Origin of the sequence: Acinetobacter sp. ANC 3781 (genome assembly GCF_004331285.1) — a bacterium.
GTDB lineage: Bacteria > Pseudomonadota > Gammaproteobacteria > Pseudomonadales > Moraxellaceae > Acinetobacter.
Map to the genome: position 1 here is coordinate 105,442 of NZ_SJOH01000008.1, position 24,206 is coordinate 129,647.

Consider the following 24,206-nt stretch of genomic DNA (forward strand, 5'->3'; position numbering starts at 1 on the left):
GATTTTTCAATCAGACTGTTTTCTATTCTATGGGTTTTTATTTTAAGAAACCATTTTCTGCAAGAAATGCCATACTTAATTTTGATGGTTCTGTGGTTTCAGCCGCTTTATCACCCAGCATTAAACGCTCGATATAGCGTGCTAATACATCGACTTCCAGGTTGACTTTGGCACCAGTTTTCCATGTACCAATATTGGTTCGTTCAGCCGTATGCGGAATCAAATTCAAGCTAATCACATTGCCGCGTAAATGGTTGATGGTCAGACTGATCCCATCCACCGTCACCGAACCTTTTTCAGCTAAATATTTGGCAATTTCAGCAGGTGCTGTCACTTCATAATAAATGGAACGGGCATCTTCACGAACCACGGTAATTTCACCTACAGCATCCACATGACCACTGACAATATGGCCGCCAAAACGTGTGGTGGGCAACATCGCTTTTTCTACATTCACGCGCTGACCGACTTTCCAGGTGCCTAATGTCGTGCGGTTTAAACTTTCACGCGATACATCGGCGGCGTACCAGTTTTCGCCCCATTCAATTACGGTGAGGCAAATCCCGTTAGTGGCAATGGAATCGCCCAAATGCACATCTGACATATCGAGACTGGTACCAATACGCAAACGGACATCACCGCCTACGCTTTGTAAGCTTTCCACTTTGCCTAGACTTTCAATAATGCCTGTAAACATAACTTGTTCTCTAATTCTGTATTTGTTTTACCACAATGCCAGTTGTGTACTCACCCCTGTAGTATCGACTCCACCCAGTTCAGCGAAATGATACAACTGGCCCAAAAGCTGGCGCAGTGGTGGACCCGATTTGGCATGGGTATCGGTAATCACAATAAATTCTAATACACGTGCGCGCTCTGACTGACGTTGCTTACTGACGCGATAACGCGGAACATCTTGAGTAAGCAAGGTTACACGACCACGTTTCAGATTCGCCTGCAGCAAATCACCCGCTTCAATATTACCATCGGTCGAATAGCTGGTTAGAATATAACGCGCATTAATCGTTGCCAACAACTTCTCGTAAGCTTCTTTGGCATATTTGGAAGAATTGTACTGACTCGGCCGCTCTTTACGCCATGCCCGGTCAATCCCGCTCTTGTAGCCTTTGGTATCTGGAGTTGGTAAATCAGCCTGATCCCACAAGGTTAAAGCATTCAACACGTGATAATTACTGCTATAAGCATGCTGGTTATACGGTGGATCCAGATATGCCACATCGACTTCAAAACCGCTCATTTGATTGGCAAGATGCTGAGCATCGACACACCACATTTCTGCTGCCGGTTTTTTTGGTTCGCCAATGGCACAGAAACGACTCGGTGTCAGCCAGAGCAAAGATTCAATTCGTTCCAAAGCGGTTTGGGTTTTACCGCCCCAGCCATGATGGAAACTTTTAAATACACCTGAAGTATTGCTGACAAAACTGGCTGAATAAAGCAGAGGTGCCAATAAAGCACTCATCTCGACATCGTCAATCGCACCTTGAGCTTGCCAAGTGGCGATTTGCTGACGGATCGCATCGATACGCATGCCATTACGGCGTTTAAAGAATAAACGATCGCGTGCCGGATCATAAATTTCATCATTACGCGGACACAGGTTATGCGTTACCCAACCTTTGACTTCCGGCAAACGATTCAGGTAATCGATGGCTTTTTGATAATCACCCAATTCTTTAAATGCCGGTGCTTCTGTGCAGGACAAAATCGCACTATTTAAAGCATGGCTATACGGTTCCCAGTCATTGGCAATCACACGATAACCATTTTGACGAGCTAGACGTGAAACTACACCGGAGCCTGCAAAAAAGTCAGCGAAAATCGGGGCACGACCATTTTTGCTATTTAATGTTCCCGTGCTCTCAAGTGCTTCCAAAATCAGATGAAGTAAACGACGCTTATTGCCTAAATACGGAACAAGCTGATTGAAAAGATATTCGTCTGTGGTACGTGCTGAATGACGACGTTTATGATAAACCGAAGACTCTGAATTCATACTGTCTCTTGAGAAGGGATTAACCTTAAGCGCACATCATCCCCCAATTGGGTGACGTCCATGAGCTTAAATCGAAGTTGCTCTGCCATACGGCTAAATTCCGCACTAAACATTGCACGTGCTGCTTGACCTAAAAATGTCGGTGCAACATAGCTGATCATTTCATCGACTAACTGTTGTTGTAAAAAGGCAGTCGATAATGTTGCCCCCGCTTCCACCAGCACATCATAAATTTGATGTTGCGTAGAAAGGGTCTGTAGCAAGTCTTTTAAAGGTTGTACTGCAAATTGTAGCACGCCCAAATCAGCAAGTTCCTGACGGAATGGTCCCATGACCATGACCGTATCGGGTTGCTGGAGTATTTTCGCATGAAGCGGTAAACGTCCCTGACGATCGAGTACCAGACGTTTCGGCTGAACAATAGTCGTGATATCGTCAATACCATTGAGCTGACGCACATTCAGCAGACAATCATCTGCCAGTACCGTTTCAATCCCGGTAATGACCACACCAGAAATGGCGCGCCAATGCTGCACATCTTGACGAGCTTCAGGTCCGGTAATCCATTTCGATTCCCCGGATGCCATGGCTGTACGGCCATCCAGGCTTGAGGCAATTTTTAAACGCACGTAAGGCATACCGTTTGCCATGGCTTTAAGAAAACCAAAATTGAGTTTTTCTGCTTGTTGTTCACAAATGCCAACTTCAACTTCAATGCCGGCATCTTTTAGAATTTGTACACCCTTGCCTGCCACCAACGGGTTTGGATCGGGACAAGCGACAATGACTTTAGCAATCCCTGCTTCCACCAAACCTTTGGCACAAGGCGGCGTACGACCATAATGCGCACAAGGTTCCAAAGTCACATAAGCGGTTGCGCCTTGAGCAAGATCTGCGGCCTGACGCATGGCAAAGACTTCCGCGTGCGGTTGTCCAGCTTGAGGATGAAAGCCTTCGCCAACTAACTGACCATCTTTAACGATGACACAGCCGACATTGGGATTGGGTTTGGTGGAGTATTGTCCAAGTTGCGCTAATTCAATCGCACGTTGCATCCACAGCTGATCTTGGTGAATTGGATCTTGGCTTAACTTAGACATCTTCAAACTCTTTTAATGTTCACGGTGTTGCATTTGTTCAATTTGACGTCGAAAAGCTTCTACATCCTGAAAATCTTGATATACCGAGGCAAAACGCACATAAGCCACATGATCAAGGGCAAACAAGGATTGCATGACAATTTCACCAATCATGCGTGATTTCACATCACGCTCACCTAGGCGACGAATTTGTAATTGGATATCGCTGAGGACAGTTTCAATCTGCTCTTGTGTGACCGGTCTTTTTTGTAAAGCATGCATCAATGAACGGCGCATTTTCGCTTCATCAAAAGGTTCGCTCTTGCCGTCAGATTTAATCACCCGTGGCATCACCACTTCATAGGTTTCAAAGGTGGTAAATCGTTCTCCGCAGCTGATACATTCACGACGTCGACGAATTTGACAGCCTTCAGCAGCCAAACGCGAATCGATAACTTTACTATCTGCGGCGTTGCAAAATGGACAATGCATAGCGGTTTAATTGAACAAATCAAATCGGATTTAGAGTGTAGCAAAAATTCTGCGTTTTGTAGAGACTTACGCAAGATATGGAAAAAAAACAGCCCTTCCGGGCTGTTTTACACAATATATTGATTATCGACTTTTTTATTATTCTACACGTTCGCCATGTTGACTTAAGTCTAGACCCATACGTTCATCATCCGCTTCAACACGAATGCCAATCACCAGGTCAATCAGTTTAAGAATAATGAAAGTCACTACACCAGAGTAAGCGATGGTTGCAAGTACACCTTCAATTTGCACCCATAATTGATGCATCATATTTGCAGGAACTTTATCGCCCATGATGAATTCACTTGCGAACACTGCTGTTAAGATTGCACCGACAATACCACCCACACCATGCAGACCAAAAGCATCCAAAGAGTCATCAGCTTTCAGTGCACGTTTAAGCGCAGTAATACCCCAGAAGCACACGACACCGCCAATCAAGCCCATCGCCATTGCACCGCCTACAGTCACGAAACCAGCTGCAGGGGTAATCACTACCAGACCCGCAACCGCGCCAGATGCGCCGCCCAATACCGAGGCTTTACCACGAACCACTTTTTCAGTAATTAACCAGGCAATTGCTGCGGCCGCCGCTGCAACTTGAGTAACCACCAATGCATAACCTGCAGAACCGTTGGCACCGAGTGCAGAACCACCGTTGAAACCGAACCAGCCCACCCAGATCAGGCTGGCACCAATCACGGTTAAAGCCAGGTTATGTGGCGCCATTGATTCACGGCCCAAGCCCATACGTTTGCCAAGCATGTATGCAGCAACCAGACCTGCGACACCCGAGTTAATGTGAACGACCGTACCACCAGCAAAATCCAGTGCGCCGTCGTTACCTAACCAGCCGCCACCCCATACCCAGTGGGTAATTGGCGCGTAAACCACAATACTCCAAATGGTAATGAATGCAACGAAAGCGCTGAATTTCATACGTTCTGCAATCGAACCGGTAATAATGGCTACGGTAATGATGGCAAAAGTCATTTGAAAAATAACAAACAGAATTTCTGGAATTGTTCCGGTTAAGGCATCTGTGGTAATGCCGGATAACATGATCTTATCCAGACCACCAATGAATGCATTTCCTTCGCCAAAGGCTAAGCTATAACCAATCACGACCCAAGTAATACTCACAATTGCCGCTGCAACAAAGCTATGTGCCATTGTGCCGAGGACATTTTTCTTGCGAACCATACCACCGTAGAACAGTGCCAAACCTGGAATGGTCATTAGCAAAACCAGTGCTGTAGACACTAAAATCCATGCAGTATCACCTGTATCTAATTTTACTTCTTCTTCGACAGGTGCGGCTGTTGCTTCAGCTGGAGCAGGTGCTGCAGCCAATTCAGAATTTGTTAACGATGCATCAGCAGTTTCAACCACTGTGACATCTTCAGAAGCAGTGGATGCTGTTACAGCTTCTTCAGCCCATACAACAGAACCACCTAAGAGTGCGCCAGACAAACTCAGCGCAATGAGCATCTTTTTCATTCGTATCCCCCAACCTAGTATTTTTTGAGTTATTAGGTACTCAGCAAACTTCGTGCCAAATTAGACAGCATCTGCACCTGTTTCACCGGTACGAATACGGATGACTTGTTCCAAATTAGTCACGAAAATTTTACCGTCACCAATTTTTCCTGTACTTGCAACACGCGTAATCGATTCAATCACTGAATCAACCATATCATCGCTAATTGCAATTTCAATTTTCACTTTAGGTAAGAAATCAACGACATATTCAGCGCCACGATAAAGTTCAGTATGACCTTTTTGACGACCAAAGCCTTTGACTTCAGTTACGGTGATCCCTTGAACACCAATTTCAGAGAGTGCTTCACGCACGTCATCTAATTTAAAGGGTTTTACAATTGCAGTTACGAGCTTCATGTTTGTTTCCTTCGGCTTCTTTCACCAGTAAGGTTTTATGTTCAAATTTCGTGCCAAAATTTCTAAGGTTGGGGGAAAATAGAGAGTTTCGACACGAGTTTTCTTTATAACCTATTTTATACTTTTAAGCGTAGTCTGATCTTTAAAAAACAGATATTTTTATTATAAAATTTACGATTTTACTCATCGAACAAAACTATATCTGATCGATGGGGGCTATGGTCTAGGTTTGAGCAATGCTACACTGCTGCTACTTCTGCTACTTCTGCACTCTTAGGGAATCAACAATGATCGAAACATTATTACAAGCTATACTCGAACAAATAGATCAACCAAAAAAAGATATTGAACACAATTTGCGTGCCTTACTCAATGAAGCTGTTTCCAAGATGGATCTGGTTTCAAAAGATGAAATTGAACGTCAACGTACTGCGCTCAATAATGCCAACTTACGCTTAAATGAACTGCTTAAACAAGTTGAAGCATTAGAGATTAAAATCAATAACAAGAAATAAGCACTTTTTTGGTGCACTAAAAGACACAAAACGATTAAAAATAACGCACTATAACGGAACAATAATAATGTCTTTTGCTAAAATTTATACTCGAGGTCTGCTTGGACTTCATGCACCTTTAATTGAGGTCGAAGTTCATGTCAGTCAGGGTTTGCCTTCTTTAACCATTGTCGGGCTGCCTGAAGCGGCAGTTCGTGAAAGTAAAGATCGGGTACGCTCAGCCATTATTAATAGTGGTTTTCAATTTCCAACTAAGCGTTTAACCATCAATTTAGCTCCGGCAGACTTGCCCAAAGATGGCTCACGTCTCGATTTACCCATCGCTTTAGGCATCCTCATCGCATCCGGGCAAATCCCTGAAAATGTTACAGACAATTTGGAGTTTATTGGTGAACTGGCTTTGGATGGGCAACTTCGTCCCATTACCGGGATTTTGAGTATTGCGATTGCCTGCCAGCAGCTAGGACATCAACTGATCTTGCCAGAACAAAATGCCCAGCAAGCCTCTCAACTGCCTCATTTTGAAGTTTTTGCAGCCCAGCACCTAAAAGATGTCTGTGATCATCTTTCTAATCAGCAGCCTCTTCAGCAATATCAAGCCAGTCAGACGGCTGCGCCAGATCAGTACAGATTCGATTTAGCCGATGTCAAAGGTCAACTGCGTCCACGACGCGCTCTGGAAATTGCCGCAGCAGGTGGGCATTCTTTATTGTTCAAAGGTCCGCCGGGTACAGGTAAAACCCTGTTAGCATCACGGCTTGCCAGTATTTTACCGCCTTTAGATAGCCAGGAAAATCTGGAAGTTGCCAGCATCTATTCGGTTTCCAATACCTCGCACCCCTTTGGACAGCGCCCTTTTCGGGCACCGCATCATACTGCTTCAGCGATCGCTCTAGTCGGTGGCGGTTCACATCCCAAACCCGGTGAAATCACTTTGGCCCATTTAGGGGTCTTATTTCTAGATGAGCTGCCTGAATTTGACCGCAAAGTATTGGAAGTTTTAAGACAGCCGCTGGAATCTAAAGAAATTGTGATTTCTCGCGCTTCGAGACAAATCACTTTCCCAGCCAATTTTCAGCTGATTGCCGCAATGAATCCCTGCCCCTGTGGCTATGCTTTTAATCAGGATATTCGTTGCCAATGTTCAGCAGATGCAATTAAGCGTTATCAGAGCCGTATTTCAGGTCCACTCCTCGATCGTATTGATTTGCATCTGGATGTCCCACCATTACAAGCGCATGAGTTGCAAGATACAGCACCGGTCGAAAATTCACAGACTGTGCGTGAGCGTGTGATTCAAGCTTATAATTTGCAAATACAACGACAGCAATGTCTGAATCACGCTTTAAGCCCTAAACAGTTAGAGCAATTTGCTCCCTTGGATACGCAAGCACAAAAAATCATGGAAATGGCACAGCAACGCTTAAACCTGTCTGCGCGTGCTTATCATCGGGTATTACGTGTCGCCCGAAGTATTGCGGATTTATCCCAACATTCCGAGATTCAAAGCCAGCATTTAACTGAAGCGTTGTCTTATCGGGCACAACAAGGCTAGACCAAAATGCAAATTTTGATCCATAGTGAAAGCCTTGCTGATTAGGCTGCTATTTCAGATATCATCGAATAGGTTTTTTAAGATCAGCAATATTTAAGTCATACTGAACAATTCATTGTGGATGCCTTAAAACGGGCAAATGTGCTGATTTTTTCTTTAGTTGCCGTTCAAAACCGGAAAATTGTGGGACATATAGCCATCTCCTCTGCCGTGTCAGAATTTCTTCTGGTATTAAAGGCTGGGCTGGCTTGGGACACGTATTGCTGTTTTACCTGAATGGCAACGACAAGGTATAGCTTCAGCACTGATTCGATCAAGCGTGAATCAATTGAAAGTGATGGGTACAAAAGACTACGTAGTTTTAGACGATCCGAATTTCTATTCTTAATTTGGTTTTAAAGCAGTTCTGGAACCAATCCTGGATCCTATACCGACTCAATATTTTCAAGCTTTCTTTTAGGCGGGCGATATACATCAAAGTCATGTGAGCGATTATTCTGTATTTTCTGCCCTATAAGCAAAAATAAAGCCTTTCTTTATTTCTAGCGCAAAGAAAGGAAGTGTCAGTAGCCAATGAATCACCTGCATAAAAACCTCCAAAGCCAAACTTTGAAGGTTTTTAATTATTTGCAATTAGAATGTTTTGGTTAAGGTAAATACCGCCCCAGTTTCTACTCCACGGCTTGCCACATGTGGCATACCATCAGTATCAATATCTGTACCTATCGCAGCCAATTCAGCAGTTAGACCACTAACAGACGCAAATGAGTAAGTTACACCAGCTTTCCAATCAATATAGCTGTCATCACCCCCAAAATAATTTTCATCTGCCAGTGTATAACCCAGTGCAGCAACACCGCCAAAACCAGTTGCACCAAAAGGTACAGAATAAGTTGCATTTAGGTACCATGCATCAGTGTCTAAACCCAAGAAATCATTACTGTAGTTAACTGCTGTCAATAGACTTGCACCTTGTACAAAAACATCTTTAAATGTCAATTTACCGTATAATTCCAACCAGTTTAAGTCACTTTCACTTGGATAAGCGTAGTACCATAAACCTACATCTAATAACGGTTTATTTGCAAAGTTATCCAAAGTCGTTGCAAAACCGATGTAAGGGTCAAGTTCAATGTGGGCTGTACCACCAAAATCAACATTTGAACCCCATACACCCGCATATGCACCTGACTCATGTGACAATACAAAACCGGCTTGTACAGCGGGATCATTGAATGTTTGCGTCATACCACGGAAACGGTAATCTGAGGTTAATGCTGCAGTTCCACTTACGGATAAGCCTAATGGTGATGCAGATGTTTCATCCGCAAAAGTGAACGTAGATGCTGCGCCTAATACAGCCAGAGATAATGCATTTAAAGTTAATTTCATTGTTTGATTCCCCCACATCGTACTACGACGGTTTTTTTGGTTATTTCGATAAACTCAATGAGGTAATAGCAATTGCTATGCCAAAAACGAAATACGATCTTTAGAAGCCATCTAGAATAAAAAATAAATGCATATATAGTTTTGTTTATATTGAACTTTAATTAATTAAAATAAATTTAATTAAAATACAGCTTGTTCGATACTATAACCAATGTGTTCAGTATTGAAATTCACTTCAGCTTTAAAGCAAGAGTCATATTTACTTACATCCTGCCTCTTTTTGAAGCTATTTTTTAATCCCACAATTTTATTACGCCTAAAAAAAGTGCACAAATTTAAAACAATTTATGCACTTTTAAAAAACTTACAGTTTTTAGGCTTAAAAATTAAAATTCAAACCGAATACAACTTGATCATCAAAATCTGTATCGAAGCGATCCTTACCACCGACCACATAATCAAAAGATGCTGTCGCACCCGTATTGGCAATTTCTTTACTCATACCTATACGCGCTTCATTAAAAGCAACTTCATTTTTAGTTTCAATCATGCTGTCATCACGACTACTGTTATAAACAGATGCGCCAATTGATGTATTCAACATAAAGTTTTGCGGCAAAGCATAACTGTACGCTGCACTTAAATACACATCTCCTGCGTTAGCGAAAGAAGCATCTGTAAGCATTAGGGATGTACTCAAAGTTAAGTTTTTATAAGCCAATTCACCTAATATATCAAATGCTGTAGTTTTACGTTCATCGCCATCTTCAGCATAAACTGTACCGCCATCTTGGTAGTAATAAGCAGTTCCTTGAACTTTATAGCGCCAATCCGGGTTAATGTCTTGCGCATACGCCACATAAAAATCATGTTCAAAACCATGATCTTTATCTTTACTATTATCAGACGGGTCATAACCGAGTGTTGAACCCCAATATCCTACGCTAACACCACTTTGATGTGCATACTCAATGCCAGCTTGCAGAGCGACATCATCATTTTCAACTCCACCACGGAAAATATATTTATTGACCACAGCAAAACTGCCTGTTAATGCTCCCGCTGCCGATAAAGTTGACTGTTCTTCAGCAAATGCAGGTATTGTGTTCATGGCAAGCAATAAAGATAACGCAACTTTGTGTGAATTTTGCAGCATTTTTACCCCGTGTAGAATCAGTTAAAGATTCTGTTCAACGATGAATTTGGCTGCGGATTTTAAAACTTTTTTATCCTTCTTGGTCAATTATTTAGATCAATCTAACTTACTTTCATTCAACTAATAATCAATAAGTCAGCTTAATATTGAAGTAAATTAAATTTTTAGATTAAAAATTTAGATGAAATTTGCAGAGAGATACAATTTTTTAAAAATTTCTGATTATTCACTCGCCTTTTTATGAACATTCCTAAATCCGGGCTTTTAATCCATACTAGACTAAAGTCTAAAACAGCAAAGTTTCATAAAATTTAGCTTAATTAGTAAATTTCAGCTGTATTTAACTGTTCAAAACTCCTTATCAAGTCAGTTATACTTTAAATATATTATTGTTTTGTAAAATAATTTTAACAAATAGCAAAATTTAAATATTTTTATTAACTCAAAGGTGCAACATTATATTCAAAGAATGCATAACTTTAATGAAATAAAATCAATAAAAAAAAGATTTTTTTGCTCTACATTACGTATACAATTCCTTCAATTTCTTCGTCCAATTTTGTATAAGGCCTTCTCCCAATGCAAAAAACACAAAAACTTACTTTAGCGATTTTAATTCAAGCTGCATTAATCTCAACGGCCTATGCGAGCGAGCAAAGCGAAGCTAAAGGCTTTATAGAAGATGCTGAAGGTTCGGTTTTATTCCGTACCGGTTTTATTGACCGCGATAAGAAAAATGTTCCAGCAGGTACAGATACTCGCTCTTCAGCACAATCTGCAATTTTTGATTTAGAGTCTGGATACACTAAAGGTGTTGTTGGGTTCGGTGTAGGTATTGTCGGTGATGCATCCTTCAAGTTGGGTGACAACAAGCATGCCGGTAACCAAATGATTCCACGTGAAACATTAAATGGCAAAAAACAAGCTGGTGATACCTATGATCACTGGGCACGCGGCGGCGCAAATGTAAAAGCACGTATTTCTAACACCGAAGTACGTTACGGTACTCAAGTTTTAGACTTGCCTGTTCTTGCCAGCAACACTGGGCGCATGGTTCCTGAATACTTTGAAGGCGTACTTGCCACCAGCCGCGAAATTAACGGTCTAGAACTGACAGCCGGTAAATTCACCAAGAACCAAATGTCTGAACAGATCAATACTGACGGTAACCGTTTAGACCAGGCGGTAGTTTGGGGAGCTAAATACAAATTCAGTGATGCCTTAAATGCATCTTACTTTGGCTTAGACAGCAAAAATAAATTAGACCGTCATTATGTCAACGCCAACTATAAGCAAGCTTTAGCCAACGACAGTTCATTAACTTATGACTTCAGCGGTTATCATACTAAATTTGATAAAAACGCGACTACATATTCTTCGACTGGTGAAGTTGCTCCCGACTATGCAACAACAGGTGTTGCTGGTGTAGAAAAGACCAATAATATTTGGGCTATTTCAGGTACTTATAATACTGGTGCACATAATCTTATGCTTGCTTACCAGCAAAATACTGGCAATGTCGGTTATGACTATGGTCAAAATGCTGATGGCTTTCAAAGCGTTTACTTGCCAAATTCTTACTTGTCTGACTTCGTCGGCAACCATGAAAAATCTGCACAAGTTCAATACAGCTATAACTTCAAAAACCAAGGCTTAGCTGGCTTGAACTGGACCACTGCTTATGTCTATGGTTGGGACATCAATGTTGCAGGTCAAACAAACGAAGGTAAAGAAAACGAGTTCTTTAACCAGGTGAAATATACGGTTCAAAGTGGTTTTGCCAAGGATGCCAGCCTGCGTGTACGTAACTCAATCTACCGCGCTAATAATGTCTACGAAAATGCCTACATTGGTGATACCAATGAATGGCGTGTTTTCCTAGATATTCCTGTGAAATTATTTTAATTTACAGTAAGTTTAAGAGCTAAAAAAACCTGCACATTGTGCAGGTTTTTTATTTGCTCAAGTTTAACTAAAAAGTTCAACTTCATAGCAAACGGAATTATTTATTCGCAGCTTTATATGCTTCAATTGAGCTAAGCACTTCTTGTTTCGCAACATCAGCACCTTCCCAACCACTTAACTTAACCCATTTTCCTGGTTCTAAGTCCTTGTAGTGCTGGAAGAAGTGTTCAATTTGACTGATCAATAACGGAGGAAGATCAGTGTACTCCTGAACATCTTTGTAGATTGGTGTTAGTTTTTCGTGCGGTACAGCAACCAGCTTCGCATCAATACCACCGTCATCTTCCATGTTTAATTTACCGACAGGGCGGCAACGAATCACTGAACCTGGTTCAACTGGATATGGTGTTACAACCAATACGTCTAATGGGTCGCCATCTAGAGACAAGGTATTTGGTACATAACCGTAGTTTGCTGGGTAGAACATTGCTGTACCCATGAAACGGTCTACGAATAAAGCATCTGAATCTTTGTCGATTTCATATTTGATTGGTGCTGCATTTGCAGGAATTTCAATAATGACATAGATGTCGTTTGGTGCATCTTTACCCGCTGGGATATTGCTGTAGCTCATAGCATCACTCTTTAACAAGTTAAATCTTATTTAAACCGGCACGATTATAACGGTTTTTGAGAATTAAATAACTTTGTGATTATACATCCGCCAAGCCAAAATATGTATTTCCACAGACTGATGTCACTGTTAAGTTAATTTAATCACCAGAAGTAATAAGCAAATTGGACATAGTAAAGACAAGATCCAAATAATGCTACGCAACGTTGCCCAATTGGCCAAATAGCAAATGCCATAAATAATACGCAGCACGATATAGGCAATACCAAAAGTCATGATTACGGTTTGAGGAACCACCATATATTCCGCCATTAAAATAGCAGCAATAAATAAAGGTAAACTTTCAAAACTATTTTGCTGTGCTGCATTAGCACGTGCGGCCAAGCCAGTGGTTTTAGATAAAAAATCGCGCGGATTTTGATTATCTCGTCCTTTAAAGCCAGAGGTTTTTTTTGCAATCATTGTAAAAACGTAAGGCAATAAACATGCAATTAAGATGAGATAGATTATTCCGCTGATGTTTTGCATCTGATTTTTCTCATTAAGATTTTCTGCCCAGTATCATAGCATGACGGTTCAGTAATAATTTTTGTTAAATTATAATGTTTTTATTAATGAGGAATAAGGATCTCTTATGGTCAACCCAGATCAGCAAATAATGTTGGATGTCCTTGAAAAACAGCGTTTGCATCAACTTAAAGTAGATCGTGTACTCAAAATTGTGTTGCCGATTGTGGGATTTTTACTTGCAGTCATGTGTGCCAACTTCAATAGACTTTCTCTGATTTTCACCATTGTTATATCAATCGTCGCACTTTGGATGGTGGGAATTAAGCGTCAAGCCCTGTGGATATGGACTACAGTCGTTGCCCTCTATTGTGTGCTTGATAATTTATATAGCTTTGGTTCATTTGATTTAAAGCGATATATTTATCAGTTCGGTAGCATCACGACCTTTATCTGGATTATGGGTATAGGGCGTCCTTATATTGATCGCTGGTTGATGAAAGATTAAAAATAAAAAAGCGCCGAGAACGGCGCTTTTTTATTGCATGGTTTATGCTGTTTTACGTAAATCTTTACGTAAGATTTTGCCTACGTTTGATTTTGGCAATTCATCCATAAACTCAACATAGCGCGGGCGTTTATAACCGGTTAAGTTTTCTTTAGCGAAAGCAAGTACTTCTTCAGTGGTTAAAGACGGATCTTTTTTCACCACAAACAACTTAGGTACTTCACCCGATTTTTCATCAGGTACACCAATTGCTGCAACTTCCAATACTTTTGGATGTTTAGAGACCACGTCTTCAATTTCAGATGGATAAACATTAAAACCAGAAACCAGAATCATGTCTTTTTTACGGTCTACAATCTTCACATAACCGCGAGCATCCATAATACCGATATCACCGGTACGGAAGAAACCATTGGTCATGACTTTTTCAGTTTCATCTGGACGGTTCCAATAGCCTTTCATGACTTGTGGACCACGAATCGAAATTTCACCCTGCTCGCCCAGTGCCACTTCATTGCCATCATCATCCAGAATCGCAACTTCAGTTAGTGGCAACGGAATACCAATCGTGCCGCTAAATTCCATTGATGAAGGCGGGTTTGCAGTCGCAACCGGCGAAGTTTCTGATAAACCATAACCTTCAATGATGTTGGTACCGGTAATTTTTTTCCATGCTTCAGCTGTAGAAGCCAGAACAGCCATACCCCCACCCATCGCCATTTTAAGGTTGCTATGGTCAAGTTGCTTAAACTCTTCATTGTTCACCAATGCATTAAACAAAGTGTTTACTGCCGGGAAGAATGACGGACGGTATTTGCGCAATTCTTTCATTACCGCGGGCAAGTCACGCGGGTTTGGAATCAGAATATTGGCTTGACCTTTATACATGCCGTACATGGCACACACCATGAATGCAAAAATATGATAAAGCGGTAATGCACAGAAAATACGGTCATCTTTCGCGCCATCTTGTGCACCAAATTTACTTTGGAAAATACCGTCACACTGCAACATGTTTGCAACAAGATTACGATGTGTCAGCTCTGCACCTTTAGAAACACCAGTCGTACCACCAGTGTATTGCAGTACAGCAGTATCACTTAAAGTCAAACTTGGACGTTTATAGTTGCTTGCGCTGACTTTAGACATTGCAGCATTAAATTTGATATGTCCTGGAATATCCCAAGCTGGAATTTGCTTGCGTACTGAACGCAATACAAAATTCACTAATGTGCCTTTTAATGCACCTAACATATCGCCAACAGAAGCCACGACCACATGCTTCACAGGTGTTTTACCAATAATTGCTTGATAAACTGTTGCAAAGTTTTCAATGATCACCAATGCTTCCGCACCCGAATCATTCAGTTGGTGTTCAAGTTCACGCGAGGTATAGAGTGGATTCACATTCACAAGTACCAAACCTGCACGGAATACACCCAGTGCCACCACTGGATATTGCAGCACGTTTGGCATCATTACTGCAACGCGAGAACCTTTTGCCAAACCTAAGCTTTGTAAATAGGTTGCAAATTTACGGCTTGCTTCTTCTAGTTCATTAAATGTTAAGACTTTATCCATAAAGATAAAGGCATCACGCGAACCAAATTTTTGAAAATTACGTTCAAAAACATCATTAAGTGAGGTATTTTCTGGTGGTAATTCTACTGTTTCCGGAATTCCTGTTTTCTGGTATTCAGCGAACCAAATTTTTTCCATAACGCCCTTCTCTCCAATCTATAATCCTTAGTTTTCAACTGTTTTTCAATGTTATGCTGATTATTTAACTTGTTTATGCATAACATGACATCCATTTACACGAATACGAATCATATATAACGTATTTTGATCAATGGATGCTAGTTTTATCTTTGAATGAACAGTTTATTTGCTTTTTGATATCCCCGTGGCAACAGTTGACCTTTAGTCGCTCTTTTACCAATATAATTCTGAAGATCATCACCTTTTAGTTTTAATTGTTGCTGCCCTGCAACCACTTGAATTATTTCATTTAAACCAAGCAATGTCATGGACAAAATTTGTTCTTTCGCTTCAAGTTGTATCAACTTGTTTCCTTTACCTTTGTTCAGCATTGGTAATTCTGACAATTCAATCACCAATAACCGACCAGCGGTACTTAGAATAGCTAAATGCGTATGGGCCTCTACCATTTGTAATGGCAATGCTTTGGCATCCTCAGATACCGTCAGGAATGCTTTACCGGCTTTGGCATTGGTATCAAGCTGTTTTGCATTGGATTTAAAGCCATAGCCTTTAGAGCTTACTGCAATAATTTCCTGTTCATCTTCCGCAATCAGCACTTGAATAAAGCCAATTCCGTTTGCAGGAGCAAGTTTGGAGCTTAACGGCTCACCTAAACCACGTGCCGATGGCAAACTGTTAATCGCTAACGCATAACTACGTCCAGTTTCATCCAGTACGTAAGTGCGCTGATTTGATTTACCGGTTGCATGACTTAAATATTGATCCCCTGCCCGGAAATTCAGGTTTTCTGCATCCACTTCATGACCTTTGGCACAGCGAACCCAACCTGCTTCTGACAATACCACAGTCACTGGGTCAGCGGGCATCAGGTCTTGTTCACTAATTGCGGCGGCTTCTGCGCGCTGTACGATTGGCGAACGTCGGTCATCACCAAATTTTTTGGCGTCATCTTTCAGTTCGGTAATGATCAGATTTTTCAATGATTCTGGGTTGGCTAATTGTTCACGAATAATGGCAGCACGTGCTTCCAATTCTTCCTGTTCACGGCGAATTTCCATTTCTTCAAGTTTTGCCAAATGACGTAACTTGAGCTCCAAAATGGCTTCGGCCTGAATTTCATCAATCCCGAAATGTGCAATCAGTTCAGTTTTCGGATGATCTTCTTCGCGAATAATACGAATGACTGTATCCAGATCCAGATATGCAATCAAAAGACCAGCCAAAATATGCAGGCGTTTTTCAATTTTATTTAAATGGTATTGCAGGCGACGGGTGACCGTACTCTTACGAATTTCAATCCATTCCAGCAAAATACGACGAATCGATTTCACCTGCGGACGACCATCAGCACCAATCATGTTCATATTGACACGATAGCTCGACTCTAAGTCAGTTGTTACGAACAAGTGGCTCATCACGGCTTCAGCATCAATACGATTGGAGCGTAGCACAATCACCAAACGGGTCGGATTTTTATGATCCGATTCATCTCGAACATCGCTGACCAAAGGCAGTTTCTTCGCCTGCATTTGATCGGCAATTTGGGTGATGATTTTTGAACCCGACACCTGATACGGCAGCTCGGTAATCACGATTTCATTTTTTTCAATGCTATACACCGCACGCATGCGATAACTGCCACGACCTGTGGTCTGAATTTTTAATAAATCATCAGCCGAGGTAATAATTTCTGCTCTGGTCGGCAAATCCGGTGCAGGAATATATTCTGCAACTTTCTCATCAGTTAAGTTCGGATTACGAATCAGGGCGATGGTGCCTTTAATCACTTCACGCAAGTTGTGTGGCGGAATATCGGTTGCCATACCCACGGCAATACCGGTGGTACCATTCAACAAGATATTCGGTACGCGTGCAGGCAGATTAACCGGTTCTTTCATCGAGCCATCAAAGTTGTCCTGCCAGTCACAGGTGCCTTGACCAAGCTCAGACAACAGCACTTCACTATAAAGTGAAAGTTTGGCTTCGGTATAACGCATTGCTGCGAAAGATTTCGGATCATCAGGTGAACCCCAGTTGCCCTGACCTTCAATAAATGGATAGCGATAACTAAACGGCTGTGCCATCAGCACCATCGCTTCATAACAGGCAGAATCACCATGCGGATGGTACTTACCGAGTACATCACCGACTGTACGGGCAGATTTTTTCGGCTTGCCACTATGCTTTAAACCCAGCTCACTCATTGCATAAACAATACGGCGCTGCACGGGTTTTAAACCATCACTGATATGTGGCAATGCACGATCCATAATCACGTACATGGCATAGTTAAGGTAAGCTTGTTCAGTAAATTCTGCTACGGAACGATTTTCTGTCGCATGATGCACAAGGCTGGTCATAAAAGCGTGGAATCCTAAATAATTCGTTTTTTATCTATGCGGCTATGCTAAGTCGCGATTGCCGACTACACAAGAGCAGTCAATGATACTGCACGACAAATTGTGTCTTATGAGATAAAAATATTCATTTTATATTTACAAAGCAACTTAAAACCCTTAACCGCATAAAAGTAAAATTCTATTAAACTTAAGTATAAATATGATTTTAATTGGCTATACTAGATAATAGTGCGATATATATCACATTAATATGCATTTTCATTTAACTCTGTAACATTCTTTGGAAGCGTGTGGCTCATTCTATGCAAATGTATATTCCTTATCAGCTTCGAGTAAAATTACAACAGATTGATCCTATTTTAGATCCTCAGTGGCAACAAGATCTTAGTCTCCTGCTGGCCTCCACACCTGAACATCTGCATCCCAAGATAGAAGATGAATATTTAAAGCCCAAGAATATTCATTGGAACTATTTATCACAACTTTTTGAGTTTAAAGGTCATATTGGTCTGCATGAACTTCATAGTTATATTCAACATTCAGGTCTGTTACAGCTCGCCCAAAAAATTCGTGCCACCTTTCAGCATTTAAAAAAATATCAAACTGATGTTCAAATTGCTGATTATTTAGAAACCATTACTTATGAAATTAACAGTCTGGAGTTACAAGATCAAAAAGATATTCAGGCTCAACAGCTATTAAAAAACGCATTTTTATATGATGCTGCGCTGAGTATCAAGCAGACAAATTTTTCAGTCACCCCCAACTTCCGTGGCTTGACAGCTGATCAAGTGCGCTGTTTTATCTTTGAAATTTTTATAAAAAGTGAAATTTTGGGAAGCTGGTTTGCCCATATTTTACCCAGTGAATATGCGCAGCAGGAACTGCCTATTTTTCAAGACTATTTTAGTCATGAGCAGCATGTACGTGACTTTGAAATTATTCGAACTTCCGCTTATTACTTTATCATTGGCAGTTCTTGGGACAGCCGGGTATCTTCTTATTCTATTCGACGTTTTTTAACCGAAGAAAATTTCGGCGTGGTAAATAAGTTTTATATAAGTGGCTTGGTTCTTGATCCTAAACAAATCGAGGTTGCCGACTACTTTGAAAACTTTAAACAACAGATGGGAAAAATGATTGGCTTACAACGCCAGATGAACCCTCATATTGTCGATCTGATGGAGTCATTACACTATTACAATCAACATCATCTTCGGCAAAAAATCATGCAAATGCTCGAAATCAGGGGTTTTTCAGTCGATCATCTGATCAATGAGCACTTAAAGGAAATTGAAAAAGACTTATGTGTATACATTCTTGAACCCTTTCAAAACGGTCTCAAAAACAGTATTCAACAACCTGACGAGTTAGAATTTTGCTTTTTAAATATTCGACGCTTAATGAGCGAATTGTTGCACAGCTTTGAAATATTCTCTCAGGAACCTGCTATTCAATTTAATCCCCGTGCACGTCAGTTCAAGTACCGGCTGATTGCTTATCTAAATTTATTAAAGCAGCGTCGTGCCTATATTTTTGTTCAGTTTGAAGATCAAGATCACTATCAGCACCATCTCAATTTAGTGACGACTCCCTTGGAACAGCTGCGAGATCAGGTGAATGGTGCCATTGAACAATGTCGTTTCCTGCAACAGCAGTTGCGCCAGTTGGAACGCGCTGCCAAACAATCGGCAAATACGACCTTTCTCAAACGCCTAATGAGTAAATCACAAAATAATTCTAATAAAATAAATGAATTAAAAACATCACTTATTGAAGTTCATCATCGCTGTTATTTAGAGATCATTCGTATTCAAAAACACTTCTCTCAGCACAGTCTTTATTTAGAGTCGAAAAACTTAATCTCTTCGGATGATCCCAAAGTACGCCATTATGCCTTTGCAGATGGTGAAAATGGCATAACACGATTGCCCCTTTTATTGCAATTACCCGAGAACCGAGACAACTTTAACTTGCAAAGCATAGCCTTGGTTTTAAATCAAGATGTGGTGCATTCTGCCAAACATTGGGTCATCGACTAGTTGCCAATGTTTGACGTTCAGTACTTTGATTTGAGTTATAGAGTTATAGCCCCATCGACTCTAAAGTCTTGCCTTTGGTTTCTTCACCCAGGACTAAAATCACCAAAGCCACAGCCAGTAATACTACGGTAAACATGATGAAGACATGACTAAAACCATTGTTCATCACCATCATATGGGTAACCACCATTGGCGCCACAATACCGCCCATACGTCCCACCGCAGAGGCCCAACCCGAACCAAAGGCACGAATATTGGTCGGATACTGTTCCGGCGTATAGGTATACAGTACACCCCATGCACCTAAGTTAAAGAATGACATCAGGCAGCCCCAAAACATAATCATGTTCACGGTATCGGCCTGACCAAAAAAATAAGCCGAAACGGCGCACATGCCAATAAAGCCCGCCAGTGTCGCTTTACGCCCCAGTTTTTCCACCAGCCATGCTGCGGCGACATAACCCGGAAGCTGCGCAAGAATCATGATCAGCACATATTCAAACGACTGCACAATGGTATAGCCCTGTTTGACCAACAAACTTGGCAACCAGGTGAAAATGCCATAATACGAATAGACAATACCGAACCAAATCAGCCACAGCATTAAGGTACGACGGGCAAACGGCCCTGTCCAAAGCTGTTTAAAAGAAATATTCTGCTTTTCTGCAACCGGCTTCACTTCAATATGCTGAATCACTTCTACGCCACATTGACGTTCCAGTTTTTGAACCAGAGCATGCGCCTCTTCAATCCGTCCACGGTTAATCAGGTAAGGAACCGATTCCGGCACTTTTTTAAGAATCATAAACACATAAATGGCAGGCAAACCACCAATTAAAAATGCAATATGCCAGCCATAATTCGGAATCACAAAGTAGGAAACCAGAGCTGCGACCAGCCAGCCCAAGCCCCAGAAACTTTCCAGTAAAACAATAAAACGTCCGCGTACATGCGCAGGAATATATTCACTGACCAAAGTCACTGCAACGGGAAGCTGTCCGCCTAGTCCCAAACCGACAATGAAACGAAATACCAATAACCACGTTAAATTGGGCGCAAAGGCACATAAAGCGGTGGCAATACTATAGGTCACTAAAGTAATCGCAAATACGCTACGACGCCCGATTCGGTCGGCCAATCCCCCAGAGAAAACTGCGCCAATCGCCATCCCGACAAAACCAATCGACACCACCCAACCTTTTTCGGTCGGGGTCATGTTCCATTCTTCGGCCATAGTGGTCAAAATAAAAGCAATCAGACCGGTATCCATTGCATCGAACATCCAGCCGAGTCCGATTACCCATAGCAAAGTATAGTGAAACTTACCGATGGGTAAGCGTTGTACACGCGAGACTAAATCCATAACAAGAGCTCTGATTTGGTGACAGGATGCATACTGCTTTCCCAACAGGATTTATAATTGTGCTAATTTTTATACGCTAATTAAGATGATGACCGCTCACTTCGTTAGTCATCTATCGTTTTTGTGCACATTCTTATGAAGCATCTTTGGAAGATGCCGATTGCTCATCATCATCTTTATAAATGAATTTCGGCATTTCCAGACCAAAGTAGATAGCGATACAGCGTAAAGAAAAACCAAAAATCAGGGTCGAAATCACGGTGACTTCTAAAGAGAAACCGATCTCCTGGCAAACCCAATAACAAATGACCGAAACAAAGGAAATACTGGCATACAGTTCACGGCGAAACACCAAGGGTACATCGTTGCACAGGATATCACGCAGAATACCACCTGACACACCGGTCAAAACCCCAGCGACAGCCGAAACCACAAAACCATGCCCCATTTCAAGCGCAATCTGGCAACCAATTACGGTGAAGCCAATAAGCCCCATGGCATCCAGAATCAGGAAGATTGAGCGCAAATGGCGCATCCATTTGGCAATCAGAATCGTGACAAAAGCGGCAGCACAGGTCAGCACGAGATATTCAGGATGTTTGACCCAAGTCAGTGGATAATGTCCGAGCAGTACATCCCGAACTGAACCACCACCAAGTGCAGTCACACAAGCAATCAGCGTTACCCCAAACCAATCCATACTACGCCGACCAGCCGATAAAGCCCCGGTCATGGCTTCGGCCGTAATCGCAATAATATAAATCACTAATAGCAACATTGCCCTTCTTCCACTGAGGGTAATCGATGCGCGTTATTCTAAGGCAAATTCAGATGAAATTTACAGATATTGAGCACAACATTGTTTAAATTTTTTCCCTGATCCACAAATACAGGGTTGCTTCATGCTGGTTTGCATCGCTGTGGTCGGATCGAGAAAATACCATGCACCATCATGTAGCACAAAATGTGAAATTTCATGATGTACCTGCGCCTGTTTACCATCGTGATAATGTGCCTTAAATTCTACCTGTGCATGATTTTTGTCTATTTTTTCTTTGGCTTGCACCACTTCAAGCTTAAGCCATTGATTGGACTGACTCCAGTCAAGAATCGCCGCAACATCCAAGGCCTGTTGCTGTCCAATGGCTGTGGTTTTGACAATATAGTCAATCTCGTGTTTGGCAAATGCACTATAACGTGAGCGCATTAACTGTTCTGCTGTTTGCGCTTTCACCTGCCCCAAATGCAACGGTTGGCAACAGCTGGCATAAATTCCAAGACCACATGGACAATTATTTTCTGACATCAAATTTTCCCAATAAAAAATAGCCCGACGATGCGAGCTATTTTAATCAATTATCTTGGTTCAAAGATCATCTACCGTAATTTAGTTAATCATCGGTATTATTTTCAATTTGCGGAATAATATGGACCTTGTCAATCTTATGGCCGTCCATCGTCACCACTTCAAAAATATAACCATCGGCTTCAAGTTTTGCGCCACTTTCCGGTAAATGACCCAAGTGATGCAAAATATATCCCGACAAGGTGGAATACTGTTCAGAATCGTCAACCAAATCACGACCTAAAAGTAGCGACACATGACGAATATCGGTGGAACCTTCAAGTATCAAAGTGCCATCTTCCAGACTTTCTGCAGCCGTTTCAAATTCGTCTTCATCCGGGAATTCACCTGCAATCGCTTCAAGTACATCAATTGGCGTCACAACCCCTTCAATTGAACCGTATTCATTCAAAACAATCGCCAATTGTAACGGTGCCTGACGCAACTGTTCCATCACCATCAGCACTTGCGCATTTTCATGCACAATTACCGGTTCACGTAAGTGACCTTTAAAATTCAGCACACCGGTTTCGATGTATTCATTCATCACTTTATGGGTCAGGACCACACCGGCAATATTGTCCAACTCACCATGCGCCACAATTAAACGTGAATGGGTCATGCTCAATAGCTGTTCTTTAATCGCAGCTTCGTCTTCGTCTAAATCAATCCATTCCAGTTCAGGGCGCGGTGTCATCACCGATTTCACCGGTCGTTCAGACAGTCCAAGTACGCCTTGCACCATCACACTGTGATAGGCCCCATTTTGTTCATTAAAGACTTCATCGGCAAATGCACGGGTTGCCAGTACGTCCTCGCTATCATTATTTTGCGATTCCGACTTGCCACCGAGCATACGCATCACTGCAGAAGCAGTACGGTAACGCAAGTCCGTCGTCGTCACCATTTTTTCCTGATTACGGCGCATAGTTTGGTTCACAAACTCAACTACCACCGAGAAACCAATTGCAGCGTATAAATAGCCTTTTGGAATATGGTAACCAAAACCTTCAACAATGAGTGAGAAACCAATCATCATCAAGAAGCCCAAACAGAGAATTACCACGGTTGGATGCTTATTGACGAAATCCATCAGCGGTTTCGAGGCCCAAAGCATAATACCGACTGCAATCACCACCGCGATCATCATCACAGAAAGGTCTTTTACCATTCCGACTGCTGTAATCACACTGTCTAGAGAGAAAACTGCATCCAGCACCACAATTTGAACAATTACCATCCAGAAAGCGGCATGCACCGGATTTTCTTCTTTCTGTAGTTGAACTCCTTCAATACGCTCATGCAGTTCCATGGTGCCTTTAAATAAAAGGAATACACCACCAAACAATAGAATCAAATCGCGGCCCGAGAAAGGATGCTCCAGAATATGAAACAGTGGCTGGGTTAAGGTCACCACCCAAGCAATGGATGCGAGTAAAATTAAGCGCATCCCCAAGGCAAGCAGCAATCCGACAATACGACCGGTATTGCGTTGTTCCGGCGGAAGTTTTTCTGCCAAAATTGCAATAAAGACCAGATTATCGATACCCAGTACGATTTCTAAAACCACTAAAGTGGCCAACCCAATCCATGCAGATGGATCTGACATCCATTCAAAGATCATTGGATGTTCTCCTGCAAGGGATGAAGGACTGATTTTAGAAGCAGCA

22 protein-coding genes are annotated in these 24,206 nt (G+C 41.7%); 6 read left to right on the plus strand and 16 right to left on the minus strand.

The features are described 5' to 3' along the window. Window positions 1-37 precede the first annotated feature (37 nt). The 6 genes from E0H89_RS07820 to glnK all read right to left on the minus strand — a co-directional run bounded on the left by E0H89_RS07820 (window position 38) and on the right by glnK (window position 5,529). The gene (locus E0H89_RS07820) at window positions 38-697 is read right to left on the minus strand and encodes a riboflavin synthase (RefSeq protein ID WP_131216084.1); all 660 of its coding nucleotides are present in this window, start codon (window positions 695-697) and stop codon (window positions 38-40) included. Window positions 698-724: 27 nt separating this feature from the next. Next, entirely contained in the window at window positions 725-2,017 is a 1,293-nt protein-coding gene (locus E0H89_RS07825; RefSeq protein ID WP_131216085.1) for a DNA adenine methylase, read from the minus strand. Then, window positions 2,014-3,117: a bifunctional diaminohydroxyphosphoribosylaminopyrimidine deaminase/5-amino-6-(5-phosphoribosylamino)uracil reductase RibD gene (gene ribD, locus E0H89_RS07830; RefSeq protein WP_131216086.1), complete on the minus strand. Its 1,104-nt coding sequence runs from the start codon at window positions 3,115-3,117 to the stop codon at window positions 2,014-2,016. The genes E0H89_RS07825 and ribD overlap by 4 nt, the downstream gene beginning before the upstream one ends. A 12-nt stretch (window positions 3,118-3,129) precedes the next feature. Next, on the minus strand, window positions 3,130-3,588 hold the full coding sequence (gene nrdR, locus E0H89_RS07835) for a transcriptional regulator NrdR (protein ID WP_067722460.1): 459 nt from the start codon (window positions 3,586-3,588) through the stop codon (window positions 3,130-3,132). A 138-nt stretch (window positions 3,589-3,726) separates the two neighbouring features. Then, on the minus strand, window positions 3,727-5,130 hold the full coding sequence (locus E0H89_RS07840) for an ammonium transporter (RefSeq protein ID WP_131216087.1): 1,404 nt from the start codon (window positions 5,128-5,130) through the stop codon (window positions 3,727-3,729). A gap of 60 nt (window positions 5,131-5,190) precedes the next feature. After that, the gene (gene glnK / locus E0H89_RS07845) at window positions 5,191-5,529 is read right to left on the minus strand and encodes a P-II family nitrogen regulator (RefSeq protein ID WP_005094485.1); all 339 of its coding nucleotides are present in this window, start codon (window positions 5,527-5,529) and stop codon (window positions 5,191-5,193) included. Between the two features lie 287 nt (window positions 5,530-5,816). On the opposite strand from glnK, the gene E0H89_RS07850 reads away from it, so the two are divergent. From E0H89_RS07850 to E0H89_RS16920, 3 genes are all read left to right on the plus strand, one after another. Continuing rightward, window positions 5,817-6,044 (plus strand): accessory factor UbiK family protein, encoded by a 228-nt coding sequence (locus E0H89_RS07850; RefSeq protein WP_131216088.1) that lies wholly within the window; start codon window positions 5,817-5,819, stop codon window positions 6,042-6,044. Window positions 6,045-6,111: 67 nt separating this feature from the next. Continuing rightward, on the plus strand, window positions 6,112-7,599 hold the full coding sequence (locus tag E0H89_RS07855; protein ID WP_131216089.1) for a YifB family Mg chelatase-like AAA ATPase: 1,488 nt from the start codon (window positions 6,112-6,114) through the stop codon (window positions 7,597-7,599). Between the two features lie 259 nt (window positions 7,600-7,858). Beyond that, entirely contained in the window at window positions 7,859-7,987 is a 129-nt protein-coding gene (locus E0H89_RS16920) for a GNAT family N-acetyltransferase (protein ID WP_350416988.1), read from the plus strand. 245 nt (window positions 7,988-8,232) lie between these two features. Here E0H89_RS16920 and E0H89_RS07865 read toward each other — a convergent pair whose 3' ends face one another. Both E0H89_RS07865 and E0H89_RS07870 read right to left on the minus strand, forming a co-directional pair. Beyond that, window positions 8,233-8,991, minus strand: a complete 759-nt coding sequence (locus E0H89_RS07865) for a TorF family putative porin (protein WP_131216090.1) — start codon at window positions 8,989-8,991, stop codon at window positions 8,233-8,235. A gap of 379 nt (window positions 8,992-9,370) precedes the next feature. Beyond that, window positions 9,371-10,147: a TorF family putative porin gene (locus E0H89_RS07870; protein WP_131216091.1), complete on the minus strand. Its 777-nt coding sequence runs from the start codon at window positions 10,145-10,147 to the stop codon at window positions 9,371-9,373. 579 nt (window positions 10,148-10,726) lie between these two features. Here E0H89_RS07870 and E0H89_RS07875 point away from each other — a divergent pair. Further along, window positions 10,727-12,052: an OprD family outer membrane porin gene (locus E0H89_RS07875; RefSeq protein ID WP_131216092.1), complete on the plus strand. Its 1,326-nt coding sequence runs from the start codon at window positions 10,727-10,729 to the stop codon at window positions 12,050-12,052. A gap of 97 nt (window positions 12,053-12,149) precedes the next feature. Here the strand turns inward: E0H89_RS07875 and ppa are convergent, their stop codons facing one another. Both ppa and E0H89_RS07885 read right to left on the minus strand, forming a co-directional pair. Beyond that, complete coding sequence (ppa, locus tag E0H89_RS07880; RefSeq protein ID WP_131216093.1) at window positions 12,150-12,686, minus strand: inorganic diphosphatase; 537 nt, start codon at window positions 12,684-12,686, stop codon at window positions 12,150-12,152. Between the two features lie 129 nt (window positions 12,687-12,815). Beyond that, a complete protein-coding gene (locus E0H89_RS07885; protein WP_131216094.1) occupies window positions 12,816-13,214 on the minus strand; it encodes an MAPEG family protein in 399 nt (132 codons plus the stop codon). Between the two features lie 106 nt (window positions 13,215-13,320). Here E0H89_RS07885 and E0H89_RS07890 point away from each other — a divergent pair, with 106 nt between their 5' ends. Continuing rightward, entirely contained in the window at window positions 13,321-13,701 is a 381-nt protein-coding gene (locus E0H89_RS07890) for a hypothetical protein (RefSeq protein ID WP_131216095.1), read from the plus strand. Between the two features lie 42 nt (window positions 13,702-13,743). On the opposite strand, the gene E0H89_RS07895 is transcribed toward E0H89_RS07890, so the two are convergent. Then, window positions 13,744-15,420, minus strand: coding sequence for an AMP-binding protein (locus E0H89_RS07895; RefSeq protein ID WP_131216096.1), 1,677 nt, complete (start codon window positions 15,418-15,420; stop codon window positions 13,744-13,746). Between the two features lie 146 nt (window positions 15,421-15,566). Further along, complete coding sequence (parC, locus tag E0H89_RS07900; protein WP_131216097.1) at window positions 15,567-17,786, minus strand: DNA topoisomerase IV subunit A; 2,220 nt, start codon at window positions 17,784-17,786, stop codon at window positions 15,567-15,569. Between the two features lie 302 nt (window positions 17,787-18,088). On the opposite strand from parC, the gene E0H89_RS07905 reads away from it, so the two are divergent. Then, the gene (locus E0H89_RS07905) at window positions 18,089-19,828 is read left to right on the plus strand and encodes a hypothetical protein (protein WP_131216098.1); all 1,740 of its coding nucleotides are present in this window, start codon (window positions 18,089-18,091) and stop codon (window positions 19,826-19,828) included. 43 nt (window positions 19,829-19,871) lie between these two features. Here E0H89_RS07905 and niaP read toward each other — a convergent pair whose 3' ends face one another. From niaP to E0H89_RS07925, 4 genes are all read right to left on the minus strand, one after another. After that, window positions 19,872-21,191: a niacin transporter NiaP gene (gene niaP / locus E0H89_RS07910; RefSeq protein WP_131216099.1), complete on the minus strand. Its 1,320-nt coding sequence runs from the start codon at window positions 21,189-21,191 to the stop codon at window positions 19,872-19,874. Between the two features lie 133 nt (window positions 21,192-21,324). Beyond that, window positions 21,325-21,969, minus strand: coding sequence for a trimeric intracellular cation channel family protein (locus E0H89_RS07915; protein ID WP_131216100.1), 645 nt, complete (start codon window positions 21,967-21,969; stop codon window positions 21,325-21,327). 60 nt (window positions 21,970-22,029) lie between these two features. Then, window positions 22,030-22,497: a YchJ family protein gene (locus E0H89_RS07920; protein ID WP_131216101.1), complete on the minus strand. Its 468-nt coding sequence runs from the start codon at window positions 22,495-22,497 to the stop codon at window positions 22,030-22,032. Window positions 22,498-22,582: 85 nt separating this feature from the next. Continuing rightward, entirely contained in the window at window positions 22,583-24,160 is a 1,578-nt protein-coding gene (locus tag E0H89_RS07925; protein WP_131216102.1) for a TerC family protein, read from the minus strand. Window positions 24,161-24,206 lie beyond the last annotated feature (46 nt).

What these genes read in the sequence shown, in the direction of transcription:
- E0H89_RS07870 (WP_131216091.1), bottom strand. Translation starts at nt 10,147, where the DNA reads ATGCTGCAAAATTCACACAAAGTTGCGTTATCTTTATTGCTTGCCATG.
- niaP (WP_131216099.1), bottom strand. Translation starts at nt 21,191, where the DNA reads ATGGATTTAGTCTCGCGTGTACAACGCTTACCCATCGGTAAGTTTCAC.
- nrdR (WP_067722460.1), bottom strand. Translation starts at nt 3,588, where the DNA reads ATGCATTGTCCATTTTGCAACGCCGCAGATAGTAAAGTTATCGATTCG.
- E0H89_RS07840 (WP_131216087.1), bottom strand. Translation starts at nt 5,130, where the DNA reads ATGAAAAAGATGCTCATTGCGCTGAGTTTGTCTGGCGCACTCTTAGGT.
- E0H89_RS07855 (WP_131216089.1), top strand. Translation starts at nt 6,112, where the DNA reads ATGTCTTTTGCTAAAATTTATACTCGAGGTCTGCTTGGACTTCATGCA.
- E0H89_RS07905 (WP_131216098.1), top strand. Translation starts at nt 18,089, where the DNA reads ATGCAAATGTATATTCCTTATCAGCTTCGAGTAAAATTACAACAGATT.
- E0H89_RS07825 (WP_131216085.1), bottom strand. Translation starts at nt 2,017, where the DNA reads ATGAATTCAGAGTCTTCGGTTTATCATAAACGTCGTCATTCAGCACGT.
- ribD (WP_131216086.1), bottom strand. Translation starts at nt 3,117, where the DNA reads ATGTCTAAGTTAAGCCAAGATCCAATTCACCAAGATCAGCTGTGGATG.
- E0H89_RS07850 (WP_131216088.1), top strand. Translation starts at nt 5,817, where the DNA reads ATGATCGAAACATTATTACAAGCTATACTCGAACAAATAGATCAACCA.
- E0H89_RS07865 (WP_131216090.1), bottom strand. Translation starts at nt 8,991, where the DNA reads ATGAAATTAACTTTAAATGCATTATCTCTGGCTGTATTAGGCGCAGCA.
- E0H89_RS07820 (WP_131216084.1), bottom strand. Translation starts at nt 697, where the DNA reads ATGTTTACAGGCATTATTGAAAGTCTAGGCAAAGTGGAAAGCTTACAA.
- E0H89_RS07875 (WP_131216092.1), top strand. Translation starts at nt 10,727, where the DNA reads ATGCAAAAAACACAAAAACTTACTTTAGCGATTTTAATTCAAGCTGCA.
- E0H89_RS07915 (WP_131216100.1), bottom strand. Translation starts at nt 21,969, where the DNA reads ATGTTGCTATTAGTGATTTATATTATTGCGATTACGGCCGAAGCCATG.
- E0H89_RS07895 (WP_131216096.1), bottom strand. Translation starts at nt 15,420, where the DNA reads ATGGAAAAAATTTGGTTCGCTGAATACCAGAAAACAGGAATTCCGGAA.
- E0H89_RS07890 (WP_131216095.1), top strand. Translation starts at nt 13,321, where the DNA reads ATGGTCAACCCAGATCAGCAAATAATGTTGGATGTCCTTGAAAAACAG.
- E0H89_RS07920 (WP_131216101.1), bottom strand. Translation starts at nt 22,497, where the DNA reads ATGTCAGAAAATAATTGTCCATGTGGTCTTGGAATTTATGCCAGCTGT.
- ppa (WP_131216093.1), bottom strand. Translation starts at nt 12,686, where the DNA reads ATGAGCTACAGCAATATCCCAGCGGGTAAAGATGCACCAAACGACATC.
- glnK (WP_005094485.1), bottom strand. Translation starts at nt 5,529, where the DNA reads ATGAAGCTCGTAACTGCAATTGTAAAACCCTTTAAATTAGATGACGTG.
- parC (WP_131216097.1), bottom strand. Translation starts at nt 17,786, where the DNA reads ATGACCAGCCTTGTGCATCATGCGACAGAAAATCGTTCCGTAGCAGAA.
- E0H89_RS07925 (WP_131216102.1), bottom strand. Translation starts at nt 24,160, where the DNA reads ATGATCTTTGAATGGATGTCAGATCCATCTGCATGGATTGGGTTGGCC.
- E0H89_RS07885 (WP_131216094.1), bottom strand. Translation starts at nt 13,214, where the DNA reads ATGCAAAACATCAGCGGAATAATCTATCTCATCTTAATTGCATGTTTA.